This window comes from Pseudomonas sp. EA_35y_Pfl2_R111, from assembly GCF_963970955.1.
In the GTDB taxonomy this organism is placed as follows: domain Bacteria; phylum Pseudomonadota; class Gammaproteobacteria; order Pseudomonadales; family Pseudomonadaceae; genus Aquipseudomonas.
Genome location: NZ_CAXAOM010000002.1, coordinates 408358 through 424112 on the forward strand (window position 1 = coordinate 408358; position 15755 = coordinate 424112).

General features: G+C 58.3%; 11 protein-coding genes. 3 read left to right on the top strand and 8 right to left on the bottom strand.

From position 1 onward, the window contains the following. Positions 1 to 3: 3 nt before the first annotated feature. Both rloB and AACY25_RS10470 read left to right on the top strand, forming a co-directional pair. Positions 4 to 1530, top strand: coding sequence for an osmotic stress tolerance membrane protein RloB (gene rloB / locus AACY25_RS10465; protein ID WP_339524370.1), 1527 nt, complete (start codon positions 4 to 6; stop codon positions 1528 to 1530). 4 nt (positions 1531 to 1534) lie between these two features. Further along, positions 1535 to 2521 (top strand): alpha-L-glutamate ligase-like protein, encoded by a 987-nt coding sequence (locus tag AACY25_RS10470; RefSeq protein ID WP_339524371.1) that lies wholly within the window; start codon positions 1535 to 1537, stop codon positions 2519 to 2521. 62 nt (positions 2522 to 2583) lie between these two features. Here AACY25_RS10470 and AACY25_RS10475 read toward each other — a convergent pair whose 3' ends face one another. From AACY25_RS10475 to AACY25_RS10505, 7 genes are all read right to left on the bottom strand, one after another. After that, positions 2584 to 3732, bottom strand: a complete 1149-nt coding sequence (locus tag AACY25_RS10475) for a MalM family protein (protein ID WP_339524372.1) — start codon at positions 3730 to 3732, stop codon at positions 2584 to 2586. Between the two features lie 9 nt (positions 3733 to 3741). Further along, positions 3742 to 5334, bottom strand: coding sequence for an outer membrane protein transport protein (locus AACY25_RS10480; RefSeq protein ID WP_339410846.1), 1593 nt, complete (start codon positions 5332 to 5334; stop codon positions 3742 to 3744). An 18-nt stretch (positions 5335 to 5352) separates the two neighbouring features. Then, positions 5353 to 6360, bottom strand: coding sequence for a transporter (locus AACY25_RS10485; RefSeq protein ID WP_445262137.1), 1008 nt, complete (start codon positions 6358 to 6360; stop codon positions 5353 to 5355). A gap of 38 nt (positions 6361 to 6398) precedes the next feature. Beyond that, positions 6399 to 7160 (bottom strand): C39 family peptidase, encoded by a 762-nt coding sequence (locus AACY25_RS10490; RefSeq protein ID WP_339410845.1) that lies wholly within the window; start codon positions 7158 to 7160, stop codon positions 6399 to 6401. An 88-nt stretch (positions 7161 to 7248) separates the two neighbouring features. Continuing rightward, positions 7249 to 7683, bottom strand: coding sequence for a DUF6160 family protein (locus AACY25_RS10495; protein WP_339410844.1), 435 nt, complete (start codon positions 7681 to 7683; stop codon positions 7249 to 7251). Positions 7684 to 7927: 244 nt separating this feature from the next. Next, the gene (locus tag AACY25_RS10500) at positions 7928 to 10651 is read right to left on the bottom strand and encodes a LuxR C-terminal-related transcriptional regulator (protein WP_339524373.1); all 2724 of its coding nucleotides are present in this window, start codon (positions 10649 to 10651) and stop codon (positions 7928 to 7930) included. Continuing rightward, positions 10644 to 13361, bottom strand: coding sequence for a LuxR C-terminal-related transcriptional regulator (locus AACY25_RS10505; protein ID WP_339524374.1), 2718 nt, complete (start codon positions 13359 to 13361; stop codon positions 10644 to 10646). The genes AACY25_RS10500 and AACY25_RS10505 overlap by 8 nt, the downstream gene beginning before the upstream one ends. A gap of 164 nt (positions 13362 to 13525) precedes the next feature. On the opposite strand from AACY25_RS10505, the gene pabB reads away from it, so the two are divergent. Beyond that, on the top strand, positions 13526 to 14875 hold the full coding sequence (gene pabB, locus AACY25_RS10510) for an aminodeoxychorismate synthase component I (RefSeq protein ID WP_339524375.1): 1350 nt from the start codon (positions 13526 to 13528) through the stop codon (positions 14873 to 14875). Between the two features lie 89 nt (positions 14876 to 14964). Here pabB and thrH read toward each other — a convergent pair whose 3' ends face one another. Beyond that, on the bottom strand, positions 14965 to 15582 hold the full coding sequence (gene thrH / locus AACY25_RS10515; protein WP_339524377.1) for a bifunctional phosphoserine phosphatase/homoserine phosphotransferase ThrH: 618 nt from the start codon (positions 15580 to 15582) through the stop codon (positions 14965 to 14967). Positions 15583 to 15755 lie beyond the last annotated feature (173 nt).

The following is a 15755-nucleotide window of genomic DNA, read 5'->3' on the forward strand; positions in this document are numbered from 1 at the left end:
TCCATGCGCTCTCTTACCCTCCATCTGAAAGTCCTGGTCATAGTCCTAGTGAGCCTGGGCGTTCTGATCACGGCTTATCAGATTTTCATTCTCGGTATTCCGATGACCGAAGACGAGACTGATGATTTGTGGAACATCGACGCCAAAGTCGAATTTCAGGCCAGCCCACGCGAACCGGTAAAACTGCAGATGTTCGTGCCGCCCCTGGCCCAGGATTACGTCAGCCTGAATGAGAGCTTTATCTCGAATAACTACGGCGTGAGCATCAATCGCGCCGATGGCAACCGCAAAGTCACCTGGTCCGCACGCCGCGCCAGTGGCAAGCAGACCCTCTATTACCGACTGGTGCTGACTAAGCGCTACAGCGGTGAACAGGCCAAGGCTAAAGGACCTATCTTCCGCGACAGCATCCCAGTAGAAGGCGCAGAGAAAATTGCCGCCGAAGCACTGCTCGCGCCGATTCGTCAGCACTCGGCAGACGTCGAAACCTTTATCAGCGAGACCATCAAACGCGTCAACAACGCAGGCGATGACAACGTCAAACTGCTGCTTGGCGGTGATGCTTCCACCTCGAATAAAGCCAAAGTCATCGAGCTACTTTTGTCGATCGCCCATGTGCCAATGGAGCGCGTACATACCATTCGCCTGGCTGCCGATATTCAGCAGAGCCCTGAACTGTGGCTGCGCAGCTTCAATGGTGAAAAGTGGCTGTATTTCAATCCGGAAAGCGGCGAGCAAGGTATGCCAGTTGATCGCCTGGTCTGGTGGGTCGGCGATGGCAGCCTGGTAACGCTGGAAGGCGGCAAACAGGCGCAAGTCAGCTTCAGCCTGGACAATAGCGAGATGAACGCCATCCGCCTGGCCAAGCTAACCGACGAAAACACCGACGCTGATTTCCTCGAATACAGCCTGTATGGCCTGCCGCTGCAGACTCAGCAGACCTTTATGATCATGGTGATGATCCCGATTGGCGTGCTGGTGATCCTCGTCCTGCGCAACCTTGGCGGCCTGCAGACACTCGGTACCTTCACCCCAGTGCTGATCGCCCTGGCCTTCCGCGAGATGCAACTGGGCTACGGCATCATGTTCTTCACTATCATCACCGCACTGGGTCTGTCGCTGCGCTCCTACCTGGAACACCTGAAACTGCAGATGCTGCCGCGCCTGTCCGTGGTACTGACCTTCGTCGTGGTCTTGATCGCTGCCATCAGCTTGTTCAGCCACAAGCTGGGCCTTGAGCGCGGCCTGTCGGTGGCACTGTTCCCCATGGTGATTCTGACCATGACCATCGAGCGTCTTTCGATCACCTGGGAAGAGCGCGGAGGTGGCCATGCCTTTAAAGTGGCTATCGGTACTCTGTTCGCAGCCACCCTGGCGCACCTGCTGATGAGCGTGCCGGAGCTGAGCTATTTCATCTTCACCTTCCCGGCCGTATTGATGATTCTGGTAGGTTTCATGTTGGCGATGGGTCGCTACCGCGGCTACCGCCTGACCGAACTGTTCCGCTTCAAAGCCTTCCTCAAGGACTAATGCCATGTTCGGTCTGATCAAGACGTGGAAAGCCCTTGAAGCCAAAGGCATCATGGGCATCAATCGGCGTAACGCGGACTATGTGCTGAAGTACAACAAACGGCACCTGTATCCGATCGTTGATGACAAGATCATCACCAAAGAGCGGGCTATCGAAGCCGGTATCGATGTACCCGAGATGTACGGGGTGATCGAGACTGAAAAAGGCATCGACAAGCTGCGCGAGATCATCGGTGATCGCCCGGACTTTGTGGTCAAGCCGGCCCAGGGCGCCGGCGGCGATGGCATCCTGGTGATCGCCGATCGCTTCGAGGAAAAGTACAAAACTGTCTCGGGCAAGATCATCAGCCATGAGGAGATCGAGCATCAAATCTCCAGCATCCTCACCGGCCTTTACTCCCTGGGCGGGCACCGCGATCGCGCGCTGATCGAATACCGCGTAACCCCGGATCAGATCTTCAAAAGCATCAGCTACGAAGGCGTCCCGGATATCCGCATCATCGTGCTGATGGGCTACCCGGTGATGGCCATGCTGCGCCTGCCAACCCGCCAATCCGGCGGCAAGGCTAACCTGCACCAGGGCGCCATCGGTGTCGGTGTGGACCTGGCCACTGGTGTGACCCTGCGCGGCACCTGGCTGAACAACAAGATCAGCAAGCACCCTGACACCACTAACGCGGTGGACGGCGTGCAACTGCCGAACTGGGACGGCTTTATGAAGCTCGCTGCGGGTTGCTATGAGCTGTGCGGCCTTGGCTACATCGGTGTGGACATGGTGCTGGACCAGGATAAAGGCCCGCTGATTCTCGAGCTCAACGCCCGTCCCGGCCTGAACATCCAGATCGCCAACGACTGTGGCCTCACCCACCGCGCCCACGCCGTCGAAGCCCGCATCGCCGAACTGCAGAAAAAAGGCATCGTCGAAACCGCCGAAGAGCGTGTGCGCTTCTCGCAGGAGCTGTTTGGTCACGTCTCGATTGCGCAGATCTGATTGAGCCGATAAATAAAAAAAAGCCCGGACGAGTCCGGGCTTTTTTATGGCTGTTTGATTTTCTAACGCACAATCGCCAGCTCAAACGCGCCTTCATCGCTGTGCGCATGGGTCTGCATGCCTGCCTCATCGACTGCCAACGCCTGCAAGGGGCGCTTGAACGGTTTATTATCCAGCGTTTGCAGGCTGCGATCTTCATCCGTGGTCAATAGCAGCACATAGTGCTCACCGGCGGCCGCTCGCACCGGCACAGTGCCTTCGATAAAGGCATAGCGGTACCAGGTTTCCGCGTGCAACTGGTACACCGCATCACTGACCAGGCGAGTTGGCTGCTTGGCCTGATCGAGGAACAACAAAGAGGGATAAGCCACCTGTTTGTTGGCAAAGCTGCGAATACGCAAACCGAAGTCGTACTGCGAGCGGGGCAACCTCAGGGCCGCGTAATAGCTCTTGCCCATGGGGAAATCCAGGCTGGGGGAAAAACGGTTCAGCTCTTCATAACGCGGCTCATCGGCACTGAGGGGAGTGAAATCCTCCTCACTCAATTGCCCGCAGCAACGCTCGACTAACGCCTGATAGCGCCCCTCAACCTTCTCTTCAGTTCCGGCCAGCAAAGCCTGCATAGCGGCAGTGGGCTGCCCATCCAGCCCCGGCAAGGCTTGTGGTTTGGCGTCAAAGCTCACTTCCCTACCCTGGGTCAGCGGCGCATTGTGCAAGGTGGGTGTCGGCGCTTTGGCGCCCTTGGGCGGCACCTTGGAGTTACGCATGCGTCCCTGCTCATCCACCCAGGTAAAGTAGCGGCCATCTTGCTCATCACGGGCAAAATCGCGCCCTTCCAGTACGTCAGAACTGATATAGGAACTGGAGCGCTCGCCAGTGCCCAGAAGAACCTCATTACCACCCGCCTGCACCTGCTGGCCGGCGTAGAAGCTGTTCTGCAGATTGCCGCTGGCATCCACCCAGGTGAAATAGCGCCGCTTGCTTTCACCACTGCTCTTACTACCAGGCCAGACCGCTGCCTCACCCTCATTCAACCGTGCCTGATCGCTGCGCTGTATATTGCCGGCAGCAGTGCGTTGATGGGCCATATAACGATTGTCGACAAAGCTGTTGTGCACCCGCCCCTGGTCATCGACCCAGGTCAGGTAGCGGCCGCTGGCACTGGCCTGCGTAGCCGCCAAAAACCCCATCAGCATCAGCACAATGCGCATGACTGAACCCTAGAAAGTAGTGCGGTAGGTCAACGCCAACACATAGGCTTTGACGCTGGTTTTCACATCCAAATCGGCATAGGGGTTGTACACCATGCTGTCGATGGATGAGCAGTTGATATTGCAGCTAGAGCGCGCCGGAATGTCCTGCTTGCTGACCAGGTAGTTGAAGCCCAGGTCAATTACTGTGTCCTTATCCCACTGGTAACCCAGGCCTAGGCCATAGAGCTTGGCGTCACCCAAAGGCGCCAGAACATCCGCCTTGTCGCCAGGGATGGCTGAAGGCCTTGGCTCATAACCCATACGCAGGCTCAGGCGATCATTGACTTGATACTCGACACCGATGGCCCAGCTCCAGACGGACTCATAGCCGCGGTCAAGAATGATGCTGGTGGACGTGGCATTCTCCGGGGAGAACAGGCTAGCGATGGTCAAGATGTCCAGCTGGCGATCGAACTCCAGCTCGAATTTGTCCCAGGCGGCGTAGTCGGTCCACTTCACATCCAGGTTGATCTGCCAACGCTCATGCGGCTTGAACTTGATACCGCTGGCAAAGTGCGCCGGGTAGGTCATGTTCAACGAAACATTGCCCTGTTCCTTATCAAACAAGCCATCGGGAGTCAGAGTATTGAACACCGCACCGATAAACGAGCCATCCAGGCCCTGCCAGAAACCCTGCCAATTCTCCGAATAGTCCACCACATAGCGCCCTTTCAAACGCATCTTGGCCTCGCTCTGATACACCGCACCGAGGGCAAACCAGTCGTTTGGCTCCCAGAGAAAACCGACGTTCCAAGTGGGTGAAAGGGTCTGCTGCATATCGATGTCGATATTGGCGATGTCGGTAAAGGGCCCCAGTTCCCCGCCACAGATATTCAGGAAAACTTCGAACGGGTTGCCGTCAACGATGCATAGCGCCTCCTGCGCCACCCCGACAAAACCGGTGAGAATGCCCGGCGCACGAAAGTCCTGATTAAGCGCCATGGCCTGATGCGAAAAACCGATAGACAGCCCCACCGACAACTCATCGTTGACTTGATACGCCAGCGAAGGTGAGAAATAAGTCAGCCGCTGAATCACCAACTCCTTACCCTGATAGCGTCCTGGATCGTCATCATCACGGGCAAAGCCAAGCGCTTGGGGCGTGTACATATTGGTGGCGAAGGTCAGTTTTGAACCCGGTGGAGTGATGGACAGCCCGGCCAGTGGCGCAAACAGCATCGGCAACTCGGTTGCGCCCCCAACACCCGGCAGATACATCATCGCCGCACCTGCTCGACTGGACGAATTAGCCACCGAATCGTTATCCAGGCCCAGAAAATTGCCGCCATAACCATCAGGCGCATCAAAGTCAGCACGAATGTCCATCATCCCGGTAATGAATTTGACCGTTGTTTGCCGGCCCTTGAGTTTGCTCAGGGCTGCCGGGTTGTAATGCACCGCATCGATACCGGTGAAATCGGCGGTTACCGCGTTGCCTAATGCCATGGCCTTGGGGCTGCCAATTGTCAGGTTTTGCGCCAGCTGGGCCTGGGCGAGCCCGCAGCAGAGCGAGGCTGCCCAAAAAATCGCCTGCGTGAGCAGCGAAATTCGCGTGTTCATAGGAAGGTTCGCTCGCGTCTATTGGGCCTTCAGGCCTTTGATATCCAAAGGCATGGAGATGCCCAACAGCACATCTGGCGAATCTTCGGTCATACCGAAACCGGCGTTGACGTTGACGATGCGCTCCGGCGATGTACGCAAGCCCAGCGAGAAATTCATCACCGCACTGGTCTGTCCACGACCCTCAGCCTCGCCATCGGCAAAGGTGAAGGTAGGCTTCAACGAATGCGACATCTGATAAGAAGTCGCCAGCGATACGTCATAGGACAGTGCATAGGCAAAACCCATGCTCAGGGAGAATGACGAACCAGGGTCGACTTCTTCGAGCAAGCGGCCGCCACGCACCTGGCCAATGCCGGTGATGGGCATGTTGTAGGTGTAACCAACGGAGCCAAATAACACGACGGGGTCAATCACGTAGGACATATTCGCGCCAACACCCAAGCTGTAGGTGCCACTGCCCGTAGACAGATCGCTCCCGCTATTGATGTCGTAGGGGCTGTTACCCGTTGGCAAACCAAGGGTCGCATACAGGGTGGTCACCGGCTTGCCACGCAACGAGGTCCAGGGCTGCCAGCGCAGGCTGGCAGAGACATCGCCCAGGCTGTAGGCATCCAGATCACGTTCGGTGTCGTACTTGGCGACCATGGGCAGACGCACGCTGAAGGTCAGGTTGTCCCACACGCCGTAGTCGAAGGTGAACGAGTTGGTAAAGGTGTGCTGAGCCTCACTCTGGCCAATCACACTGAATACGTTATTGCCGGTGCGCACGGTCTCGATCACCGTATCGCGCAGCAGCGAGTAATCGAAACCATAGGTCAGGGTTCGCTCGCCCTTTTTCAGCAAGGTGTAGCTTTTTTCCGCAGCCTGAAACACTTCCTCCAGCGCCTTGGCGCTATCGGCATCGTCTTCCTGCTTGCTCAATGCTTCACGTGCCTGGTCGACCGAAGCCGGATCGTCGGCAAACACCGCTGAACTGGCAGCTCCTGCCAGCATGGCCAGCCATACATAATGCAAAACTCTCATGGCGCAGCCCCCAAATATTTATTGTTATGCCGGGCGTTTTACTTGCGTCGGATATAGCGAATATCGCCGTCTGAACCCAGCTCTGTGGCTTGGTTCTCGGTGAATTTGGTCATCTGTGGAAACTCGCGAAATGCCAGCAAGCTGATGGTTCGGTCATCAATGATGCGCAAATCCTGCTCGCTCAAGGCCAGGGCATTCGGCGGCTCATTGCCGTTGGGGAAAATCACGAACAGCACGTTCTGATCCCAGATTTCCTCGAAACGCGTACGGGTAAAACTGATATTGCCGAGTGCCGGATCCGCCACAAATACGTGATCGTTGTGCACATCGCGCACCACCACAAAGTGTTTAAAACCGGCATATTCGATTGGCACGATGGCCGGGTGCTCGAGCGCGTCGAGATCAGCAAAGGCCGCGCGAAATCCACCGCTTTTGTAACCCAGCGCCGTAACAAACCGCTTCATATCGAGCAGGGAAAAACCGCGTCGCTCAACGATCTTGTCGGCCTCGCCAAACTGCAACAGGCCCTCCATCACCTGGCGCTCCTGCAGGTTACGACCGAGGAAATAATCCAGCAGAGAGGTCAAGGCAGCCGAACCGCAGCTGTAGTCATAGGCCTGACGAATCACATTGCGAAACTGCAACTGGCTCATTGGCTCTAGCGTCACCGTCTCGCGCAAGGGCCCATTCGGCAACAGATGCTGATTGATATGCACGGTGCCCGGTGCCGGCGGTTTGGTATCCACCGCCTCGGTAAAGCCCCACACGCCGATCAGGCTGCCCAGCAGAATCTCGATCATCAGCCAACCGCACTCCTATCCGGCAAGGGAAGAGCCCTACCCGCCTAAGCCGGTAAGGCTCTTCATCACACGGAACTACTAAGCGAACTTAGTGGCCCCAGACTTTTACCGTGGTGCCGGCCATGTTCATGTCGTTAACAGCCAGGGAGCCGATGCTCGCGGCGCTACTGTCACCGATTTTGATGGCACCAACGCTCAGCTGACCGGTGATGGTCGGCAGGCTGATTTGCAGTTGCTGGGTACCGCTGCCGTTGGTGACCACGTCAACCATGACCGGAGCGTTGTCGTCAATGTTGAAGCCAGTGAAGGAGACGGTTTCCATGCGCAGCGAACCGCCGTTAGTGTCGCCATCGGTGTAGACCAGGCTACCGATGGTGCCGTTGAAGCTACCGGAAATGCTGATGCCATCCTGACCGGTTACGGTTGCCAGAGCAGTGTCATCCATGGCCTTGAGCTCAGCCTGAGCCATGAAAGGAACAGCCAGAACAGCGGTGGCGAGGGCCAATTGCTTGAGGGTTTTCATTGTTATTGTCTCCACAGTTCACTTATGGGTTGTCCCCGGCAGGCTGCTCTGGACTCCTGTCCGTCTCAGCTACAGCGGCGTGCGCCGCTCACCAGGTCTGACACTGCTTCCCTATTCGCGCCAGGCTTGGAATCGTGAAGCACCATGCTTCTCGTCCTGACGCTAAAACTACTGGTGCAAGCCCTGGCTGCCAGCCCATCCAAGGGATGGAGCGCCCATCTGGCGCAAATCAGGCAGCAAAACCTCAGGCCTCGCTCAGCAAACCCAGACTCTTGCCCTTCAAAACCGCTTGGGTACGACTGCGTACGCCCAGCTTGGCGAACAGGTTGTGCAGATGCCATTTGATCGTGGCCTCTGACAAATGCACCGCCTGGGCGATATCGCGGTTCGACAAACCGGCCGCAACAAAGCGCAGAATTTCTCGCTCACGATGACTAACATCTTGATTTTCATCGAAAGTTTCTAGATCAATCGATAACCGACGGCATTGTTCACGCAGTTGCTCGGCCAGCCCATGCCAGGCGCTGGCGCGCTTGGGTTCGGCACTGTGCCAGGCGTCCCAGAGCGGGAGTAGCCAGAGTGCGTCATCGAGAAACATGCGCCGATAGCCGCTAGCCCAGGCGTCTTCAAGCGTAGTTTTGAGCAATGCAAACGCCTTGTCGCTGTTACCTTTGCGCCAGTACGCCACAGAAAGTAACAAGGAAAGACGCAGGCGCCGATCGCGCTGATGCTCGGCCGTCTGTTTGGCCAGGCACGCCTCAAGTACCGCTTGCGCCTTGTCAGCACGGCGTTCAGATAAAGCCAGACGTGCTTCAGACAAGACCTGCACGGTTTCCGCATCGGCATAGCGGCCCGGCGGCAATACCGCCAGATGGCGCTGCAACTGTAGACAGGTGCGCTCGGCTTCGTTGGGCTTCCTTAGCCAGAGCAGGAATTGCACCTTACAGCTCATGCCCAGTGCGTAGACCCGCTCATAGCCTGGGCCATGCAAACCCGCAAGCCATTCATCCAGCTCCGCCAGAGCCGACTCGCCCTCGCCAGCAAAGAAACGCGCCTTGGCCATGACCAGCTTGCCGCGACTGATCAACTCAATCGGCGTGGCCACATCGCGCCAGGTGGTCGCCAGCGGCAACTCGGCAAGAATCGCCGCATGGCGATCCTGCTCATATAGCAGGTCGGCATAGGCCAGGGCCAGCGGACCGCCGACCCGGCTACGGCGGCCGAACACCTGCTCGACCCGAGCCCGCGCAGTTTCCGCCAAAGCGCGGCCACGCTCAGGTTGACCCATCTCCTTGCAGATCAAGGCTTCGATCAGGCTGACCACCGCGTGCAGGTACTCACTGTCGGCCTGCTCCAGATTGTCGCGCGCCACCGCAATCGACTTGGCCGCATCGCCGAACTCGCCCAGTAGCGCATAGGCCGCGGCCTGAATACAGGACATGCTGGCGCGGAAAATCGGCTGGTTATCCGGCACCAGCGCCAGCCAGTGCCGCGCCACCTTCAAGGCGGCCTCCAGCTTGTCCTGATACAGCAGCACCAGCGCCTTGAGCACTTGCGCCACAGCCAACAGCACCGCCAGACCAAAGTGCATCGGCTTGCCACGCCCCTGCATCAGGCGCGTGCTGACCTCCTCGATCAGCGCCTCGGCCTCGGCGTATTTCTGCTCGAAGGCCAGCTGCCAGGCGTAGAAAATCTGGAACACCGGGTGCTCGCGAATCACCTCTGACGGCACATCCTTGAGGATCGCCAGAATGCCGTACACCTGATTGCCGGCAATCAGCGTTGCGCCCTGGCGTTCCAGCAGCTCGGCGGCAAAGGCGTAGTCACGCGCGCGCAAGGCGTACTTGACTGATTTATCGGTCAGCTCATGGCTTTCGCACCAACGAGCAGCAGCGTGCAACAGATGGGTCGGGTCACCGGCACGACTCAGGCGGCCCTGCAGGAACTCGGCAAACAGATGGTGATAGCGAAACCATTCACCCTGCTCGTCCAGCGCGATGATAAACAGCTGAGCGGTCTGCAGACGCTTGAGCATCTGCTCGCCATCTGTGCGACCGGTCAGGGCGTTGCACAACTCGGCATTGAACTCATCGAGCACCGAGGTCTGGTCAAGAAACAGCTGCTGATCCTGCGGCAGATGATCCAGCACGTCCTCTGCCAGGTAATCGGCAATATTGCGCTCGGTCCCGGACAGCCCAGCGAGAAAGGCGGTGCGCTCGGGGTGCCGCGCCAACGCCAGCGCCACCAGGTGTAGGGCAGTAATCCAACCCTCGGTACGCCGGTGCAGCAAATCCAGCTCGGCACCGCTCAGCTGTAACTGCTTGAGTTCGTGGAAATAGGCTTCGGTCTCACTCCGAGTGAGGCGCAGCTCATCGGCCTTGACCCACAACGCCCAGGGCGTAACGACCGGCTGTTCATCGAGAAAGCGCGGGTTATAGCGGGTGCTACCAATCATCCGCACATTGGCTGGCACTTGTTTGACGAAGTAACTGACCAGCGGCCCCAGCTCCGCATGCCGCACCCGGTGAAAGTCATCGAAGATTAGGTATAGGTCGCCCTGAACCCTCTTCAGGTCGCCAATAAACGAATCCAGCAGCAGCTCATTTGGCACGCTCAGGTCATCACGCAACAGGCGTGCGGTGCTCGCGCCAAAGCCCGGCAGCTGCGCCTCAATGGCCGCGATCAGGTAGTGCAGCAGACGTTGCGGTTCGCTGTCGGCTTCATCGCAGGATAACCAGGCCACCCGCGCACCGGTCTCCAGCAAACGCAGACGAAACTGACTAAGCACCGTGCTCTTGCCAAAACCGGCCGGCGCGCTGAGCAAAATCAGGCGCTGCTCACGGGCATTGAATAAGCGGTCGAGCAAGGCAGAACGAGCCAGCAAAGGACGACCGGCAGATTCAGCAGGAAACAGCTTGGTGCGCAGTAACGGCAATTTGCCCTTGCGGGGCATCGATTGGCTATTCATGGTCTAGAAGACTCAGTTCACGGGCGCGACGGATAGCTTGCGTGCGGTTACGCACCTTGAGCTTTTCGTAAATGTTGTGCAGGTGCCATTTGACCGTACCAAGGGCCAGTGACAGTTGTTGGCCGATCTCATCATTCGACATGCCCTGAGCCGCCAGGCAGACCACCTCGCGCTCACGCTCGGTCAACCCTTCCTCAAGTACCTCCAGCGACTGCCGCGCGCTATTGCCCGGCCAGATGGCCAGCAGACCGCGAATAAACCCCTGCAGCGCGGGCTGGCGTTCGGCGGCTTCCAGTTGCTGCAACAACAGCCGAATAGCCTCGCCCTCCTCGACGAACAGGCTGCGCACACCCTCGCGCTCGGCGCCGATCAAACATTGCACCAACAGGCTTTGCGCACGCTCCTGATAGCCCAGGCGCTGATAACTCAGCGCGGCCAGCAGGTCGAGGCGCAGGCGCTGCAGGCCATGCCAGTTATCCAGCAACATACCGCGCAATTGGGTGATTTCATGCAACGCTTCGCTGTAATGGCCGCGTGCCTGCTGCAAGCGAATACGGGTCAGACCACGCACCCATAGCACCGGGTTGAAGCGCATATGCTGGTAGTGCTCGGCCAGCTTGTTCCAATCCACCGTTTTGAGCCTTTGCTCGGCGCGCTTGAGCCGGTCCGCCGCTGGCTCCTGGAGAATCTGTACCACCTCATCGGCCACCGCCTGGGCGTAAAAACGCCAGGACTGGTTGCGTGCAGCGAGGTTCTGCATCAGCACCAGACTGGCGTAAGCATCCTTGGAGTTATCCTGCATGCGCTGCACATGGGCCATGCACAACATGCCCTGGGCATACAGATCGATCGGATTGATCACGTCAACCGTGGCCAGCGCCCAACGCAGGCGTTCCTCGATACCGTCCAGGCGGCCCTGGTTATAGGCGATCAGGGCTTCGGTGATGGTCGGCAGCGCCAGGGCCCGCGATCTATCGGCAAACCAGGGAATAACCCGCGCACGCAGCTGCGCGAACAGCAGCTCGGCCTGACGGATCTGCCCTTGTTCCAAGCACAGCAACACCTCGACATTGGCCAGCTGCATATCCAGGTAGCGCCCTTCGAGAAAGTGATTGCGCTGCTGCGCCAGGGCCAATAGACGTTTGGCCTGATCGGGCTGGCCGATCATCACATTGGCCAGTGCACCGATAATCAGCATCGCCACTTCAAGAAAGGCGGTGTGCTGACCCAACTGCACTTCAACCCGCCGTGCCAGGGTAATGCAGGTCTGCAAATCATCCTTCTGCAAGGCGATAACTGATTTGATCGCCAAGGTCGCCAGCAGCTTGTCGCTCAACGGCGCACCGGGCTTCGCTTCAGTCCAACGCTCAAGCAGCTCATCAAGCATGCGGTTGGCTTCCACCAGGCCCAGCTCGGCGGCGCGAGTCCAGACATCGGCGAGCACCAACACCGGAAAGCGCTCGGCAATCTCGTCCGGCACGTGCTGACGCCATTTGTAGATCAGGTTGAGCTGGCCACGATTGATCAGTTCCAGGCCGCAACCGTCGACCAACGCCGCGAGCATTTCCGGGTCTTCGGCCAGACAGGCATGCTCGATGGCCAGGTTCTGCATATGGTGGTTGGTGAACCACAGGCTGGCATTGAAATGCAGCTGTTTGAAACGCTCGGGGTCGCGCTCTTTCAGGCGGCCGCGCAAGAATTCGGCGAACAGGTTGTGAAAGCGATACCACTGCCGTTCACGGTCCAGCGGCAAGAGGAACAGCTGCATGGCTTCCAGCTCTTCCAGCAGCTGCTGGCCGTCATGCCGCCCTGTCAGGGCATTGGCCAGGTCACCACTGAGCTGCTGAGCCACACCCAGAGCCAGTAATAGCTCCTGCTTATCGGCCGGCAGCTGCTCGAACACACTGCGCAGCAGGTAGGCACCCACCGCCGCCTGGTCGGTGCCCATATCGGCAATCTGTGCGGCAGCCTGGGGCTGATGGCGTAACCACAGGCTGGCCAGATGCACACCGACCATCCAGCCTTCGGTCTGGCTGTACAACGCAGAAAATGCCACGGCGTCTAGTTGCAGACCGCAACGTTGCAGGTAATCGCGGGTTTCCGCCTTGCTCAGGCGCAATTCCTGCTCACCGATCTCCACCAGCAGATCTTTGGCGCGCAGGGTGGCCAGGTTCAGCGCCGGCTGTGAGCGACTGCCGATAGCCAGGGTAAAACCGTCGGGGGCAAATCTAATCAGGCGATTGAGCGCGCTAAGCAGCTCGGCGTCTTGGATCAAGTGCAGGTCATCGAGCACCAGAAGCAGCGTGGTTTCCAGCTGCGCCAGTTCCACTAACAGGCTTTCCATGACTGCAGAAACCGGCACACGCATGGTGTTCTGCAGATAAGCCAGAGCTTCTGCGCCAAAACCCGGCAACTGACGGGAAAGCGCCTCGGTCAGTTGCAGCAGAAAACGCGAAGGCTCGTCATCGCCAGGGCCGAGCGATAGCCAGGCCACCGCTTGGCCACTCTGTTCACGGGAGTGGGCCAACGCGGCTAACGCACTGGTTTTGCCAAAGCCAGCCGGGGCAGCCAATAGAAGCACGCGCGCATGGGTGTTGGCGCACAAGGCAGCGTCAAGCTGCGGCCTGACCAGATATTCCGTAGAAGCCTGAGGCGGCATCAGTTTTGCGCGCAAAAGGCTACCAGCGGCAGGATCCATTACTTCATCCATGGCTTTGATCCCATAGTAATTATTGTTTTATGAGACAGATCGAACATCCGGGGACCTTTCCATACTAATGAGCGGCAGCATCCCGAGTAAACCCATGCGCAAGCTCTAGGATGAATGTTGGCGACGTTCTACAATCGGCATCCGCGCACCCTCGAAAGTGTCATATGCCTACTTGCCTTGTACAGGCTCTGCCCTACCTTGCAGACCCTTCGCGTTACTTCAGCTGCGTCATGCATGCACCCGGCGCCGTTCTACTGGATGCCGGGCGGCCAACTGCGCAGCGTGGACGCTATGACCTTATCAGCGCCTGGCCATTGGCAGAGTTGGCGCCGACGCCTGACGAAACGGCCAAAGCTTTCCTGCAACGCCTGCGCCAGAGCCTTGCAAGCCTAGGCGAGTGCCAGCCACCGGCGGATAATCCGCTCCCATTCGTCGGCGGGCTGATTGGCTACCTGAGTTACGACTTCGGCCGCAGACTGGAACAGCTGCCGGCTCAGGCCATCGACGATCTCGATCTGGCCGACGCCCGCTTTGGCATTTACCCCTGGGCGCTGATCAGCGATCACCAGCAGCAACGCAGCCAACTGATATTTCACCCAAGCCTGGATGCCGCCGAACGGCAACGTCTGACTGACCTGTTCACTTTGCCGGCTGCCCCCGCGCCGCAACCCTTCAGGCTGCTGACGCATTTTCAAGCCGACATTAGCGAAGCCGAGTACCAGCAGTGCTTTGCGCGCATTCAGGCATATATCCAGGCCGGTGATTGTTATCAGGTGAATTTTGCTCAGCGCTTTCGCGCGGGCTATCAGGGCTCGCCATGGACTGCTTACCAAGCCTTGCGCGCCGCCTGCCCAACGCCATTTTCGGGTTATCAAACGTTGCCAGGAGGCGGTGCGATCATCAGCCTGTCGCCTGAGCGTTTCTTACGTATCAGCGCAGGCCAAGTGGAAACACGACCAATCAAAGGCACTCGCCCACGACACGCCGACCCTGAGCAAGACCAAGCGCAAGCCGATGCCCTGCTAGACAGCCATAAAGACCGCGCGGAAAACCTGATGATCGTCGACCTGCTGCGCAATGATCTGGGCCGTAGCTGCCAAGTCGGCTCGGTGCGAGTGCCGGAACTTTTCGCCCTGGAAAGCTACCCCAACGTGCACCATCTGGTCAGCGTCGTAACCGGCGAACTGGCAGCTGACAAGGATGCGTTGGACCTGATCGCCGGCAGCTTCCCCGGCGGATCAATTACCGGCGCGCCGAAAATCCGCGCCATGCAAATCATCGACGAACTCGAACCAACCCGCCGCGCGCTGTATTGCGGCTCGCTGCTATATCTGGATGTGCGCGGGGAAATGGACAGCTCAATCGCCATCCGCAGTCTGCTGGCCAAGGACGGGCAGATAAGCTGCTGGGGGGGCGGAGGTATCGTTGCAGACTCCAACGGCCAGGCTGAATACCAAGAGTCGATTACCAAGGTCAAAGTGCTGCTGGATACCTTGGAGCAGTTCTGCGACTGACCTGGGCGACGGCCCGAAGGGTGGCCGCCATGGATGGCAGGCCACAAAAAAGCCCGCTCAACTGAGCGGGCTTTTCAATACCGGCCTGATTACAGGCTCAGCTCGCGGTTGGACGCCTTGAGGAACTCACGCTTGAGATCTTCATAAGTGTGCACCGCAGGAAACTGCGGGAACTCGCGAATCACGTTGTCCGGCGCATGGAACAGGATGCCGGCGTGGGCTTCGCTGAGCATGGTGGTGTCGTTATACGAGTCACCCGCCGCAATCACGCGATAGTAAAGGCTTTTGAACGCAATGACCGACTGGCGTTTGGGGTCCTTCTGGCGCAGTTGGTAATCCACCACCCGATCCGTTTCATCGGTGATCAGCTTGTGGCATAGCAGAGTCGGGAAACCTAGCTGTCGCATCAGCGGCTGGGAGAACTCGTAGAAAGTGTCGGAAAGAATCACCACCTGGAAACGCTCGCGCAGCCAATCGACAAATTCCACCGCGCCTTCCAGAGGTTTGAGGGTGGCGATCACGTCCTGGATATCGGACAACTTCAAGCCATGCTCGTCCAGAATGCGTAGGCGCTGCTTCATCAGCACGTCGTAGTCCGGAATATCCCGGGTGGTCGCTTTCAGTGATTCGATGCCAGTTTTTTCCGCGAAGGCGATCCAGATTTCCGGGACCAATACGCCTTCCAGGTCGAGACACGCGATTTCCACAGGACACTCCTAGCTTGGATTTATTTTTTGAGAGGCGGCACTCTAGCGACTCCCCTCCAGCTCTGCAATGCAGGGGCTTATGCCCAAATACAGGTCTAACGCCGCACTTGGTTATTTAGTCGCATAACCGGCTTTTGCTACCATCGCCACACAAGACGCCTGACGTCACCATA

What these genes read in the sequence shown, in the direction of transcription:
- rloB (WP_339524370.1), top strand. Translation starts at nt 4, where the DNA reads ATGCGCTCTCTTACCCTCCATCTGAAAGTCCTGGTCATAGTCCTAGTG.
- AACY25_RS10470 (WP_339524371.1), top strand. Translation starts at nt 1,535, where the DNA reads ATGTTCGGTCTGATCAAGACGTGGAAAGCCCTTGAAGCCAAAGGCATC.
- AACY25_RS10475 (WP_339524372.1), bottom strand. Translation starts at nt 3,732, where the DNA reads ATGCGCATTGTGCTGATGCTGATGGGGTTTTTGGCGGCTACGCAGGCC.
- AACY25_RS10480 (WP_339410846.1), bottom strand. Translation starts at nt 5,334, where the DNA reads ATGAACACGCGAATTTCGCTGCTCACGCAGGCGATTTTTTGGGCAGCC.
- AACY25_RS10485 (WP_445262137.1), bottom strand. Translation starts at nt 6,360, where the DNA reads ATGAGAGTTTTGCATTATGTATGGCTGGCCATGCTGGCAGGAGCTGCC.
- AACY25_RS10490 (WP_339410845.1), bottom strand. Translation starts at nt 7,160, where the DNA reads ATGATCGAGATTCTGCTGGGCAGCCTGATCGGCGTGTGGGGCTTTACC.
- AACY25_RS10495 (WP_339410844.1), bottom strand. Translation starts at nt 7,683, where the DNA reads ATGAAAACCCTCAAGCAATTGGCCCTCGCCACCGCTGTTCTGGCTGTT.
- AACY25_RS10500 (WP_339524373.1), bottom strand. Translation starts at nt 10,651, where the DNA reads ATGAATAGCCAATCGATGCCCCGCAAGGGCAAATTGCCGTTACTGCGC.
- AACY25_RS10505 (WP_339524374.1), bottom strand. Translation starts at nt 13,361, where the DNA reads ATGGATGAAGTAATGGATCCTGCCGCTGGTAGCCTTTTGCGCGCAAAA.
- pabB (WP_339524375.1), top strand. Translation starts at nt 13,526, where the DNA reads ATGCCTACTTGCCTTGTACAGGCTCTGCCCTACCTTGCAGACCCTTCG.